The following is a 13941-nucleotide window of genomic DNA, read 5'->3' on the forward strand; positions in this document are numbered from 1 at the left end:
CTGAGGCCCTCAAGAACATAAGCTCACGTACTCGGAGAATAAAGCTCAACCAAATCCCCATAAACAAAACATCTCGGCATATCCTGCCTAGATAGTTTTATACATTGATGCATCTGGGTAAAAAAAACTCCTCTCCAACAAAGCGGTGAGGAGGCTAGAAATTGATTGTATCTGGTTACCCAGAAATCGTGCTACTTAACGCCTTTCTTAGAAAGCTTAGTTGCACGTGTAGTGCCCTGACGAGCTTTAAACTTAGGGTTCGTCTTGCAGATAACGTAGAGTGTGCCTTTACGTTTGACCACTTGGCAGTCTTCGTGGCGGCGCTTCATTGAGGCTAGTGATGATAAAACTTTCATGTCTGGAAAAATTCCTGTTTGGGGGGCGCAAAATACGGAAATCACCTCTCTTGTAAAGTCATTTCTACCCATTTGATTGAATTTTATTTTACGATGGTATATTTAGCTCCGTCACTGGAGGACCAATAGCCTCAGCTAGAAGCTGCAGATACTCATCTCGAGGGACTTCTCGCCCGCCAAATTGAGTCAAATGCTCAGTCATCCACTGAGTGTCTAGTAACTGCACACCCTCAGCACGAAGCCTCTCAACCAAGTGCACCAAAGCAACCTTACTAGCATCAGTCTTACGGCTGAACATGCTCTCACCGAAAAATGCCCCCTCGTATTGGACTCCATAGAGCCCACCTTGCAAACCACCTTCATCCCAACATTCCACAGAATGAGCAAAACCAAGTCTAAAAAGCTCCGTGTAGCTATCGACAATCACTTTATCAATCCAGGTCTCTTCTCGTTCGGCACATCCGAGCATTACCTCTTCAAAGGCTGAATCAAACCGCACCTCATAGGGTTCCTTCCTCAGCGTTTTCCTCAGACCTCTCGGAATATGGAAGCTCTCATCCAAAGGGATCAGCCCCCGCATGACTGGGGAGAACCATTGTAATTCACCGTCCTCAGCCATAGGAAAAACTCCTTCACTGTAGGCTCCTAACAATATCTGCGGTGGGATAAGCTCCATTGAACATCAACCATACAGGGGGCTTTCCGCACTGACAAGTCAGAGAACAACAAATCCTAACAAGAATCATTCCATCCAAAAAACTACAAACCTACACTCGACACCAGCCGAGCTTATGCTGAGTATGCATGAATCCATGCTAACAGCAGATCGCTACATCGGAAAACAAATCATAAGCACCACAATCTTTGCAGTGCTTATCCTGAGCGGAGTCTTCTTGCTGGGTAATATTTTCAAGGAAGCTCGCCCACTTTTTGTAGGACAGCATCCCTCACCCTACCTAGTTCTCGAATTCATCTTCAGCGTATTACCCTTCTCGCTGATGTTCACCATTCCGTTCAGCTTTCTAGCTGCTGTCATGCTGGTTTTTGGGCGCCTCTCAGCAGACAACGAACTGGTCGGTATGCGTATGGCTGGTCGTAGTCTCCCCCGCATTGCCCTTCCCGTGTTTGGCTCGGCCCTCGTTTTGGCTATTTTCTGTTTTTGGCTTAATGTCAAAATCGCACCTGAGGCTAAAGGTAACGTGAAAGACCTCCTAATTCAGGCAGTGCAGGAAGACCCCAACAAGTTTCTCGACCCCGGAGTTGTGCAGACTCAGCTCGCTGAAAAGCGAATCTACGTTCAGTCACGCGAAGGCGACATGCTTTACGGAGTGCACATCCACGACATCGGTGACGCGAGCACAGCATACGGAGAAAAGCTCTACACCTACGCCGAGAAAGCCCATCTTGATATCAACATCGACAAAGGACAACTCCAACTAAAGCTCCAGGACGCAACAATCGAAACAATCAACAAGGACGGTATACACACTCCCATCACTGTAGCCGCAGTCAACCCCGTGGTCTTTGACTTTAACCTCGATAACAAAAAACGCATCAAAGCATCTTGGATGACCAATACTGAAATAAAGCAGTACCTCAAAGACAATCCCGATCTTGAGCCAGATCAAGTCAACAAGTTTAAAAACCAGATTACTCACCGCCAATCATACTCCTGTGCATGCATTGCTTTCGCCCTTATTGGAGTCCCACTGGGAATGTCTGCACGACGCAAAGAATCCTCCAGCGGCTTTGCTCTATCGCTCGTGATCGGCTTAGGTTATTTCCTCTTTCACATCTTTGCTAATCAAGTAGATGCTGATTCACCCGACCTAGCAACCACCCTCTACTGGATGCCCAACGCCCTCGCTCTGGTTCTAGGCATCTACCTCTTCAAGCGCGCGCGCAGAAGATAACACATACCGAACTCATGGCTAAGCACAGTCACCCATTTCGAAACCTTTGGCGAGACGTCAGCACATTTTTTAGAGAAAATGCGCTAGACCCCTTTCCTATTCGCCGCTCCGTGTCGGAGCTTACCCCCCGCAACATTAGAGCCGATAGCAAAGCGGCTCTGAATGTTGCACTGCTCACGCTGCCTCAGGGGATGGCCTATGCAGCCATAGCTGAACTACCGATATACTACGGTATCATCTGCTCGATCATCGCTGGCATAATCGCCCCTCTTTTTGCAAGTTCACGCTTCACCATTCTAGGGCCAACGAATGCTACAGCATTCATGGTTTTCAGTTTTTTCGTCTCACACCCTGAGGTCGATATGCAGAGCAAAATGCTAATGATGCCACTACTGGTGTTCATGGTAGGAGCCCTCTCTGTAGCGGGAGCCTACTTTAAAGTGGCAGATCTTTTACAGTACGTTAGCCGCAGTGTGCTCGTCGGCTACATCACAGGTGCAGCCATCCTGATTATGACCAATCAGACAAAGCACCTGCTGGGCATAGCCGAACCAATGAGCGAGGTCAGCGCCAAGACATTCTTTTCAATAGTTCAAGCAATCGGGTCCTTTTGGCAATACTATCAATGGCAGCCCCTCCTATTAGGCGGCGGCACATTAGCCCTCTACCTTTACATGCAGAAGAGGATTGCATCTCTTCCCAACTTTGCCATCTGCCTCACACTCAGCACACTCATCACATACGTACTGAAAGCACATGTGCCAGTGTTCTCGAAAATTGCCACCTTCAGCGCTTTCAGTGCATTTTCATTCTCCCCCACTCTGCCTAGCTTCGATTTTGACACTATCTCATTACTCTTCGGCGTGGCTTTTGCCATCTCGTTTCTAGCCTCACTAGAAAACACAGTGATGGGCAAATCACTCGGCTCACGCAGCGGTGAAAGACCTGACGTCAACCAAGATATGTTTGCCGTAGGTATGGCAAACTTAGGAGCCTCTCTCTTCTCTCCTATGCCAGCTTCTGGCTCCCTTACTCGCTCCGCTCTTAATTACGACTCTGGTGCAAAAACTCGCTTCGCCTCGATCTATTGCTCCTTTCTCTGCCTGCTCGGGTTTTGGGCGCTCATAGAACTACCAATTGTCGAACACATACCCAAGGCCGCACTCTCCGGCCTAGTGATCGGCATCGCCCTCTCTCTGATCAAATGGCACAACATCCGTATCTGTCTACGCGCGACACACGATGACGCCCTCGTCGTCATCAGCACTTTTAGTGCCACGCTCATCACTCGTCTCGATTACGCCATTTTTGCCGGAGTAGCTCTCTCAATCACACTATTCTTGCGCAAGGCATCTAAACCCCACCTAATCGAATATGAAGTAAGCGATGAAGGTAATCTACGAGAACTAGATAAAAAGAAGGAGCGCCAAAATCCCGCCATATCCATCGTTCATGTCGAAGGAGACCTCTTCTTCGGTGCTGCAGAACTATTCCGTACTCAGGTTCAAATCACAGCATCTGATCCACACCTGAAGGTCATCATACTCCGCCTCAAAAATGCGCGTCACCTCGACGCTACCAGCGTTATGGCTCTGGAGAGCCTTGTCAAACACATGCGAGAGCAAGGGCGCTTCGTTCTCATCTCAGGAGCCACTAGAGAAGTATATAAAGTACTCAAGCTCTCTGGTGCCCTAGAAACGATTCAGGCCGATTGTGACCGGTCTCAAGGTGAGACTAACGTCTTCATTTATTCACCGAGCAATCCAAACCTCTCTACCCGTGACGCCTTACTGCGTGCCCAGGAAGTACTTGGTACCACAACTGCGGAGATTAAGATCTTTTTCGACCCATCTCACAAGTGACTTTAGGGCATTCGAAACGGGATCGTTGCCATGGCGACCACTCTGTACTATAAGCATTTGGTGATGCTTCGACGCTATTTCTTCCTACTCATTAACCTCTCCATTTCCATTGGAACTCTCTGGGCAGTTGAGGACACAGTCACCCTCGCCAAACTAACCACGCAGTGCGGTCGGCTGTTCATAGAAGTCAAAGTTCTTAAAGTAGAACCCGACAGCATCACCATCATGCACAAGGATGGTGGCTGCCGCCTCAAAATAGAAGACCTCCCTCTCACGTTTCAGAAGAAACTAGGCATGAGCTTAGATGATGCAGCCAAAGCCTACCGCAAAGAGCGCCAAAGCAAACAGCTTGCAGTACAAAAAAAACAACTTAAGGCTCAAGAAGAGCAAGCTAGGAGACGTCAGCGAGCCATGATCGCACGCATTGTCGAGCAGCAAGAACAAGAGTTTTCACAAGACGCAAAGATCAAAGTTATCGAGAAACACTCTGACGGTTACCTCTGCCAAGTAGTCTACCCAATGACCGTGGATATAACCAAACAAGTCACCAGCACACTCGGCTCAACAAAAACCAGCGTAGTGGGAAAAAAAACAATTTACCCAAGTAAGTTTGAAGCCGATCTTATTTATCTTGTTTCCGAAAAACGCCTAAAGAGCGGCAGGGAATACCCATTGCGCATCCTACACGTTGACCCATACTGTTACTCCAATAAAGCAGGCTACACCAGGCACATTGAGAAATACAAAGTCATCACACAATGAGCACGATTGTCGCCTTCACAAGAAATTTGAATTGATAATCCCGCAGACCAACCCCACTAGTCATACATGAAATCATCATTAGTTATAGAACTCGTCAATCTACCAGAGGAAGGGAAATCCTTCGAAGGTGAAATCGACTCCGCAATCTACGACCTACCGAAGCACGATGCTCAACCAGAGAGTCCACTCTATTACTCACTGCATGTTCAACGGTTTGAAGAGGAACTTTTAGTCCGTGGATTCATCTCTAGCACCTTTAAATTTACCTGTAGTCGTGATAACCAAGAATTTATTAAGACAATTTCTTTAGAGGAATATGGGCAGTCGTTTGAGATCGAAGAAAGCAACGTCGACCTCACTGAAGCCTTACGGGAAGAGGTTTTAATGCACTTCCCAAGTTACCCAAAATGCGATGAAGCAGACGAACCTCATGAATGTAAAATCGAAGAACGATATTTATCAGTGGACAAAGACCCCCATAGTGGTGTAGACGATGCGCCTCAGAGCACGAGTGAGAACCAATGGGGTGCACTCGACGACTTCAAAGAATTTAAAGACTAACGACCTAAGATTATGGCAGTACCAAAGCGTAGAACATCAAAAATGAAGCAGAAAATGCGTCGCGGCGCTAACCGTTGGCGTGCACCTAAACTCCAGACCTGCTCCGAGTGCGGTAGCCGCGTTCCTGGCCACATCGCTTGCCCATCATGCGGCAACTACGGTGGCCGTCAGGTTCTCGAGGTTGACGCTCTGTAATTTGGTTGCGTGCCAGATTGGCAGGCCCATCTAAACTTTTCAAAAACGTTGCGGTAATATATCTTACTGCAACGTTTTTTTTGTGTCAAAACCCAACTAAAACACATAAACATCAGTCATGAAGATAGCATTGGATGCCATGGGCGGAGATAAAGCTCCGCTCGTCAACATTGTCGGCGCTAAAAACGCCCTCGCGCTTTACCCTAAGATCGAAAAAATTTTTCTAGTAGGCGACGCTGAAAACCTCAAGGCTGAGTGCGCTAAACATCAACTTAAGGACCCGCGTGTAGAGATTGTCCACGCCCCCGATGTTGTTGAAATGCATGAGTCCGGAGCCAAAACTCTCCGCTCAAAAAAGAAATCTTCGATTGCTGTAGCCACAGAGCTAGTCAAACACGGTGATGCTGATGCGGTAGTAAGTGCCGGCAACACCGGCGCAGCAGTCGCTACAGCTACCCTCAAGCTCAGAACTCTCAAAGGTGTTGAACGCGCTGGCATCGCCTCCCCTATGCCCAACGAGCACGGTGTCTGCAACCTACTCGACGCCGGAGCCAATCCTGAAGCCACTGCCAAGCATCTTGTCACCTATGCCGTGATGGGAGCGATCTACTCCAACCACGTCATGGGCGTGAAGAGCCCAGTAGTCGGCCTCATGTCCAATGGCGAAGAAGATGAAAAAGGCAACACTCTCACCAAAGAAACATTCCGCCGCCTGAAGGAGCTGGAAGCAACGGGTAAATGCCCATTCACTTTTAAGGGGAATGTTGAAGGCCACGATCTATTTGAAACCAAGCTCGACGTCGCTCTCTGTGACGGTTTCACTGGCAACATCATCCTGAAGTCATGTGAAGCTACAGCCAAGGCAATGTCCAAATGGCTCAAGCTTGAATTCAAACGTAATCCGTTCCGCGTACTCGGAGCAGCAATGTCTCGCGGCGTGTTCAAGGCTGTGAAACAACGCTCATCCTACGAATCCTACGGCGGAAGCCCCCTCTTAGGAGTCAATGGAGTCTGCATCATCGCACATGGTGGTTCATCAGCACTTGCGATGCAGAATGCAATCCGCGTGGCTATGGAAACTGTCGAACAAAGCGTCAATCCACACATTGAAGAAGCTCTTTCCTCTCTGACCGAATAGCGAATTTCACCAACGACAAACCATTAGTTAAATCATCTTACTCCCTAGTTGCGAATTGGGAAAATAAGTCCACATCAGCTTAACACTCACGCGTGTGACCTTACTTACTATGGACCTCCACTGTATCAGTGAAATCAACGCGAAATTCTCATATCTTACGCTGAACCACTCGAAGTGCAACCGCCTATCGGGCGCAACAATGAGACCGTCCAGCGCTACGCCGAGATTGGCCAAACTCTCGCTGAGCAAGTCATGGCCGAGCGTGAATTACTCTCACAAGTTGTTGAAGCCAGCCTGGCTCGCACAGTCGCCTTTGGCCACTACGACGTCAGTCTCGAAATCCACGGCGGCCCAGTTCGCCATCGCTGCTGCGCCGAGATAGAAGCATGGCAGTACGCCAAACGCAGCCTGCTTCAACCGCTACCTGGCCTATAGGCTGAAGATTACTTTCTCTTAAAGAACATCAGCGAACCAAATCGCTTTATATCCTCGAGCATCAGGTAAACGCTGGGTACTAAAATGAGCGTGATTGCTGTGGCAAAAAGAATGCCAAAGCCCAAGGAAACTGCCATTGGGATGAGGAACTTCGCCTGCATATCCGTCTCGGTAAGCATCGGCATCAAGCCAGCGAAAGTAGTCAGCGAGGTCAACAAAATCGGCCTAAAGCGACGAGCTCCCGCATTCCACACTGCTTCAATCACTCCTCCACCATCTTCTCGGTGACGGTTGATGTATTCTACCAGCACCAGTGAATCATTCACAACTACTCCGGAGAGTGCCACTATTCCACAGAGAGACATGATGCTAAGGTCCATTCCTAGCAATAAATGCCCACCGACTGCCCCGACTATTCCAAATGGGATCACTGACATCACTATCAGCGGTTGGCTATAACTCTTGAGCGGAATTGCCAATAGAATGTAGATCATCAAAATGGCAAAAATGAATTTCTGCCCCATCTCTTTGATACTGGTATTCTGATCTTCTTGCTCGCCCCGATACCCCCATGTGACTCCTGGGAATTTTGAGTTCAACGAATCCAAAACGTTTTCATTGAAAGTCGCTACCACAGTATTCGCATTCGCTCCTGAGCTTTTATCTATGTCTGCTGCGATGGTAAGTGAGCGTCGTCCATCCACACGCTTGATCGTCGACAAGCCTCGATATGGTTCCCCCTTGATCACCTGCTTGATTGGCACATCATCACCCGCCGGCGTCACCAGACGAACCTCTTCTAGAGTCTCTAATGCTTTGCGCTCGTAGGCGGGGTAACGTACCATCACCTTCACCTCATCACGGCCACGCTGAATCCGCTGCACTTCATCACCGAAAAACGAGGAACGTAGCTGCTGAGAAATATTGGCCAAGCTAAAGCCTAGTGCCTTGCCAGCATCGGTTAAATCATCACGGTCATAAACTATCTCTGACTTCCCCATCCGCCAACTCGTGCTGACATCAGTGATCCCACTCATATCAGATAAATTATCCGTGATATAATCGGACGCCTCCTTCAGCTCTGTTAGGTCTTTTCCAGTGATCTCAATATCAATTGCGTTTCCACCACTATTGGTTTCCTGCTTGAAGGAAAGCTCAACGACTCCGGGAATTTGACCAATTTCTTTTCGCCAGGCTGAAATTATCTCCCCACCATTCCACTCGCGCTCAGACGCCGGAATCAACTCCAAGGTAATTTCGCCCAAATGGCTATTCACTGCGTCACTGTTAGGGGTGAACCCTGACTGGAAAGGCTGAGTCCCAGCGCTCGCCAAATAATGAGCTACCACGCTTTGCCCGTCATAGCCTTTGAATTCTTCACCCACTTTGCGTGCTGCTGCCTCAATTCTTTCAATCGCTGTATCAGTGGTGTTGAAATTAACTCCGACCGGCATGATCAGCTTTGCCGATATCACGTCCCCTTCGACCTTCGGCATAAACTCGAATGGAACGCGCCCGCTGACCACCATTCCCATTATCGTTAATAAAGCGGCCACAAAACATGACCACACTACCCAGCGAGTGTGGAGTACTTTACGCAGAGCTGGGCGGTAGCAATGCTCGATAAACCACTCTAGTCCATCAGCGATCCAGTGCTGCAAGCGAGTGATTGCACCTGTTTTAACATTAGCGTCGCGCGATTTCAACATCGCCAAATGCGCAGGGAGAACCAACTTCGACTGGATCAACGAAAAGAATAATACTGGGATCACCACCAAAGGTATATTCGGCCAGATTTTCCCACTCACTCCACTCAGTCCGAGCATCGGCGTGAAAGCCGCCATCGTTGTAAACACCCCAAAAGTAACCACTATTCCAACTTCATGCGTCCCTTTCCAAGAAGCCTCCTTTGGATCTTCCCCCTTACGAATACGACTGTACACATTTTCACCAACGACAATCGCATCGTCTACCACTATTCCTAACACTAGGATAAAGGCGAAAAGCGAAATCATGTTCACACTCACCCCTAGTTCAGGCATCAACCAAACTCCCCCAGCGAATGAGACTGGGATTCCTATAGCCACCAATGCCGCGAGTGATGGTCTCAAAAATAATGCCAATACCACAAAAACTAAAAGTAAGCCCCAGCCTCCATTACGCCCCAGCAACGAGAGCCGCCCACCTAACATCTTACTTTGATCATTCCACAACTCTAGACTCACACCCGGCGGCAACTCAGATGGAGCGACATTCTCGATGTAATCCCTGACTCCTTTGGCGAGCAGCATAGTATCCTGCTCGCCAGTCCGAAACACATTCACTAAAGCTGCATTGCGCCCATCAAATCGAGCTTTCAAATCCACATTTTCAAAGCCGTCAACAATCGTAGCTATCTCCCCGAGCTTGAGCTGCTCACCAGTGCTGTTCATAACGACGATAAACTCCCTAAAATCTTCTGCGCTCGTCGCCTTCCCCTTCACTCGTACAACCACTTCACCACTGCGTTCCCTCACACTTCCCGCAGGCAAGTCGAGCGATGCTGAACGCAATGCTGTAGCAACACCTGAAAGCGTTAGCCCATGCCGCCGTAGTACTTCATCTGATATCTCAATAGAAATTTCGTATGGTCTAACATTTGCCAATGAAGCCTTGGTTATATCTGGCTTCCCCCGAAGGGATTGGTCTAACTTATCCAAAAATCCTTCCGGCTCACCTGCTTGATAGTTCAGTAGCCCATCACGGACTTTTTGAGCAATCCCCCGCAGAGTTTTTTCATCCACATCAGCACTCACTGCCACACTCATCACCTGGTAGGACAACAGCAGCTCTTCAACTATTGGCTTCTCCGCTTGTTCAGGGAAAACACTGATGGCATCGACGCGACTTTTCACATCATCCATCACGCTTCGCACATCATAGCCCGTTTCCACTTCGACAGTGATGCCACCACGTCCTTCAGTTGCTGTCGAGCTATAGCGCTTCACTCCATCCACATCAGCAATTGCATCTTCCAGTGGAAGTAAAATGCCATCCTCCACCTCCTCAGGTGTTGCATTAGGAAATGGCACAGAAACAATGACTGCATTCAAACTAGTCTCTGGGAAAACTTCTTTCTTCAACTTGAACCAAGTCGAGATTCCCGCCACTAGCACAACCAACATCAGGAAGTTTCCCGCGACATGATTGCGACTGAACCATTTGATCATTCCCCCCATTAATTCAATTGGTTGGCCTGCTTTCTCACTGGCTCTACTTTCATGCCATTCACAGGCAACTCAATCGGGCTTGTAATCACTCTCTCACCATCGCTTAGCCCCACCGTAACAACTACATAATCACGCTCACTACGCTCCACTGTAACCTTCCTTACAACAAGCTTGCTAGCTTCATCAATCAACCAGACTGTCTCGTCATTTCTCAATGCCTCTCGTGGCAGTTTAACCGCATTTTCAAACTCACCTCCCTCAAACTTCCCTTGCACAAATAGACCTGTAGGAGGGACTTTAAACATCCCGTCACCATCCGCTTCACGCATTTCTACAACAATCATCATCGTGTGGGTTGCTCTGTCTATTTTCCCTTCGGTACGCACAATTGCCCCACTCCACTCTTTTGAAACTCGTCCGACCTTAGCTCTAACAATCACGCTGCCCCCAACTATTTTCTTCGGAAGAAAACTCACATCTTCTAGACTTAATGGCAAACGCACCTGTACTTTATCTGCTGTGTACACTTCAGCCACTCTCCCACCTCTCGGCAAATAACCTCCCGCATCTACCGAGGCAGCCTCAACCATACAATCATACGGTGCTGTGATTTCAGTCTTTGCTAGATCTCGTTGGGCTTGGACCACATTAGCTTCAGCTGAAGCCAACTTTGCTCTAGCGCTTTTAAGCTGAGGCTCACGAGTCACCAGCTGTCCCGGCTTCCCACCACGGCCTAATTTCTTCCAGTCACGCATTGCTTGCACAGCACGCGCCTCTTCTTGAACAATCTGAAATTCGGCATCTGCTACAGTTGCACTCGCCTGCGCCAGCTGCGCTTGATAATCGGCAGAACTCACCTTCACGATCCGCTCACCTTTAAGGAACCGTCCACCAGTTTTCAGTTTTGGTGAAACGAACTCAATAGCTCCAGCTACTTCACTGATGATCACGGTTTGAGTCACAGGCTCCACCAATCCCTGAGCACTTAACTCCACTTTATACGTGTCTGCCACAAGCTCTAGAAATTCCACACGTGGCTCGAAAACCTCCTTATCCAGTTTTGTCGCCTCCACAGGGTTTCCGATAAAATAAGCCATCACTGCCACCCCTGTGCCTATCACGATTATTGCGGTGATCAGTTTCACAATTGGTCTCATTTCTCTATCTTGCTCATTCATAGCTATATTCTTTATAAACTAAATGCACCACCAAGAGCGAGATGGAGGTCCACTCGGTTTTCTAGCTGAACTCTACGTAACACTAACAACTGCGAGTCCAACTCGACAGCTCGACTCTGAGCAGTCAGTAGGGTAAGAATGCCTCCAGTGCCTTCTAGGTAATCATCATTGGCCGCCATGGCAGCATCATTAGCGAGAGAAGAAGCTTTTTGCATATCTTTCACTCGAAGCTTAAGCCAGCGCTCTAACACCAAAGCATTCTCTACTTCTCCAAAAGCGCCGAACACAACCCCCTGAAGTCTTGCCAACTCCTCACGCTCCTTGGAGGCTCGAATAGCCTGCTCACCCTTGACTCGACCACCCGTCAATAAATTCTGCGTAAGTGTTGCACCCAACGACCAGGTACTGAAATTATTATTTATAATCTGCTCCAGAGCATCGCTAGCGGTTCCAGCCGAACCGGTGAGACTGATAACAGGAAATATCGCACGTTTTGCCTCTTCCAACCTAGAAACTGAAGCGGCATATCTACGCTCAGCGGCTATCACATCTGGCCTTCTTTGCAACAAACCTGATGGCACACCACTCGGCGGGCGTGATGGCATTTTCGTTAGTGTGGTACTCCCTTTCATTTTCCCTGCAGGATAGCGACCGCAAAGTAGCTCCAGGCGCCTCTGCGCCATTCTCACCTCACTCTCCCTTTGAGAGATCACCGCCTTGGCTGTGGCTTGATCCGTCTGGGCTAGTCGATACTGACTAGCAGACCCACCATCATTACCTAAATTTTGTTCAAACCTCTGTCCAATAGTTTCCACTGAGTCATCGCGAATTTTAGCCACCCGCTTCGCCAATCTGAGTTGCTCATTTGCTTCTCCTAATGAAAACCAAGCCTTACACACTTGTGCTGCAAGCGCCGCCTCAGCGGCCTTCGCGTCAAGTTCTGCCGCCTGCGCATCAGAAATAGCAGCCATTTGCCCCATCCGAATTCTTCCCCAGAGATCGATTTCCCAATTAACTCGAAGGTCTGCATAACTTCCATTTTCCACAGAAGACCCTCCAAATGGCATTCCAACAAATTGCCTCTTACTCCTGTCCCCTTTAAGTTCTGCAGCCAACGATGGTCGCGCAGCTGCACCTGCAACGAAGGCAGCCTTCTGAGACTGCAGCACACGCTCAGCAGTGGCACGCATATCTGGGTTTCGCGCGAGAGCCTCAGCTACTAGTTTATTCAAACTAGAATCGCCAAAGCTCTGTACCCAGTTGCGATCCACTCCAGATTTTCCTTCCTTAGTTGCCGCCCAGCTATGAGGAGCCATCTCCTCGACCTTCAGCATCTGAGACGCCGGAGGTGTCGCCGCGCAACCAACAAAGATAACGGCCAAAGACAAAAAACTAACCCTTTTCAAATGATCACAGAAACGTTTGTTCAAAATTGCAAACCATAACTGGTCGGTCGGAAAGCCAACCGAAGCTCTACCATCTGTCTTTATGAGTTTAAGCATTTGAACAACTCAGCTTCACACCATTGCGCTGTATTTCAACGCTAACTAGGGAGCTAAATCCTGCAACTCCAAAAAGTAACGAACTAGAGCTCGAGGCTCAGCTCACAGCTATGAGCTGAGAATCCAGCTCCAAAAGAGCACATCCACAGCTGCTTGAAGGCTTGGTCTGATTCCAAACATTTCTCCAGGGCAACAAAGACTGACGGGCTGCTTAAATTTCCATATTGCTCCAGCACAGTGCGAGCGTAGTCTAACGAATCGACTGGCAAGACATTCTCCAAAGCTTCTACCACATCACGTCCACCTCCATGTGTCACCAAAGCCTCAGGCTCGGAAGTGCGCATCTGATAGAGTTTCTCAACGACTCTCGCTGCTAGCTTAGGTACAGACTTATCTAATTGATTGCGTAGTCTTCCAGCAGCATTGGTAAAGCGAATTTTCTCTCTCTCTTCGGGCAAATGCAGTGATTGAAAATTTTTCACTAGCCAACCTCCATTACCTCCCGACCACACCACAGCAGAAGCTCCATCGCCAAACAGGCAGGTACTGACCAACACCCCAAAATCATCCTCCACAAAAAATGCGGCAGAACACACTTCCACCGCAACAGTCACAACCACAGCATCGGGATTTAAAGAAACAACACCCTCGGCAGCGCGCACCAAAGGCACTGCAGCTCCACAGCCTAACCCCGTCATGTCCTGAAGAAACACATCACTGCGTAATCCTAATTCCTCAGCAACATAGGAACTAAGCCCTGGACATAAAAAACCAGTACACGAGCATAGAAGTAGAGCGTCTACCTGACCCGGAGCAATCCCAGATTTAGC

At 48.7% G+C, this 13941-nt stretch carries 13 protein-coding genes; 7 read left to right on the plus strand and 6 right to left on the minus strand.

What is annotated here, in order from left to right; translation table 11 throughout:
* Positions 1-191: 191 nt before the first annotated feature.
* Together ykgO and aat are read right to left on the minus strand one after the other, a co-directional pair.
* Complete coding sequence (gene ykgO, locus ABGY95_RS06465; protein ID WP_105041962.1) at positions 192-356, minus strand: type B 50S ribosomal protein L36; 165 nt, start codon at positions 354-356, stop codon at positions 192-194.
* Positions 357-444: 88 nt separating this feature from the next.
* The gene (aat, locus tag ABGY95_RS06470) at positions 445-1032 is read right to left on the minus strand and encodes a leucyl/phenylalanyl-tRNA--protein transferase (RefSeq protein ID WP_347440874.1); all 588 of its coding nucleotides are present in this window, start codon (positions 1030-1032) and stop codon (positions 445-447) included.
* A 124-nt stretch (positions 1033-1156) separates the two neighbouring features.
* Here aat and ABGY95_RS06475 point away from each other — a divergent pair, with 124 nt between their 5' ends.
* The 7 genes from ABGY95_RS06475 (at position 1157) to ABGY95_RS06505 (ending at position 7222) form a co-directional block, all read left to right on the plus strand.
* The gene (locus ABGY95_RS06475) at positions 1157-2269 is read left to right on the plus strand and encodes an LptF/LptG family permease (RefSeq protein ID WP_347440875.1); all 1113 of its coding nucleotides are present in this window, start codon (positions 1157-1159) and stop codon (positions 2267-2269) included.
* Positions 2270-2283: 14 nt separating this feature from the next.
* Complete coding sequence (locus tag ABGY95_RS06480; RefSeq protein WP_347440876.1) at positions 2284-4131, plus strand: SulP family inorganic anion transporter; 1848 nt, start codon at positions 2284-2286, stop codon at positions 4129-4131.
* Between the two features lie 30 nt (positions 4132-4161).
* Positions 4162-4893: a hypothetical protein gene (locus tag ABGY95_RS06485; RefSeq protein WP_347440877.1), complete on the plus strand. Its 732-nt coding sequence runs from the start codon at positions 4162-4164 to the stop codon at positions 4891-4893.
* Between the two features lie 66 nt (positions 4894-4959).
* Positions 4960-5454 (plus strand): YceD family protein, encoded by a 495-nt coding sequence (locus ABGY95_RS06490; RefSeq protein WP_347440878.1) that lies wholly within the window; start codon positions 4960-4962, stop codon positions 5452-5454.
* A 12-nt stretch (positions 5455-5466) separates the two neighbouring features.
* Positions 5467-5649 (plus strand): 50S ribosomal protein L32, encoded by a 183-nt coding sequence (gene rpmF / locus ABGY95_RS06495; protein ID WP_347440879.1) that lies wholly within the window; start codon positions 5467-5469, stop codon positions 5647-5649.
* A gap of 118 nt (positions 5650-5767) precedes the next feature.
* Complete coding sequence (gene plsX / locus ABGY95_RS06500; RefSeq protein WP_347440880.1) at positions 5768-6787, plus strand: phosphate acyltransferase PlsX; 1020 nt, start codon at positions 5768-5770, stop codon at positions 6785-6787.
* Positions 6788-6961: 174 nt separating this feature from the next.
* Positions 6962-7222, plus strand: a complete 261-nt coding sequence (locus ABGY95_RS06505; protein WP_347440881.1) for a hypothetical protein — start codon at positions 6962-6964, stop codon at positions 7220-7222.
* 8 nt (positions 7223-7230) lie between these two features.
* Here the strand turns inward: ABGY95_RS06505 and ABGY95_RS06510 are convergent, their stop codons facing one another.
* The 4 genes from ABGY95_RS06510 to ABGY95_RS06525 all read right to left on the minus strand — a co-directional run.
* Positions 7231-10431: an efflux RND transporter permease subunit gene (locus tag ABGY95_RS06510; protein ID WP_347440882.1), complete on the minus strand. Its 3201-nt coding sequence runs from the start codon at positions 10429-10431 to the stop codon at positions 7231-7233.
* A gap of 8 nt (positions 10432-10439) precedes the next feature.
* Complete coding sequence (locus tag ABGY95_RS06515; RefSeq protein WP_347440883.1) at positions 10440-11576, minus strand: efflux RND transporter periplasmic adaptor subunit; 1137 nt, start codon at positions 11574-11576, stop codon at positions 10440-10442.
* Between the two features lie 44 nt (positions 11577-11620).
* Positions 11621-12991: an efflux transporter outer membrane subunit gene (locus ABGY95_RS06520; RefSeq protein WP_347440884.1), complete on the minus strand. Its 1371-nt coding sequence runs from the start codon at positions 12989-12991 to the stop codon at positions 11621-11623.
* A 203-nt stretch (positions 12992-13194) separates the two neighbouring features.
* On the minus strand, positions 13195-13941 hold a 747-nt coding region (locus ABGY95_RS06525; RefSeq protein ID WP_347440885.1), incomplete at its 5' end, for a 3-oxoacyl-[acyl-carrier-protein] synthase III C-terminal domain-containing protein.

The sequence above is a fragment of the Rubritalea sp. genome (genome assembly GCF_039830215.1).
GTDB lineage: Bacteria > Verrucomicrobiota > Verrucomicrobiia > Verrucomicrobiales > Akkermansiaceae > Rubritalea.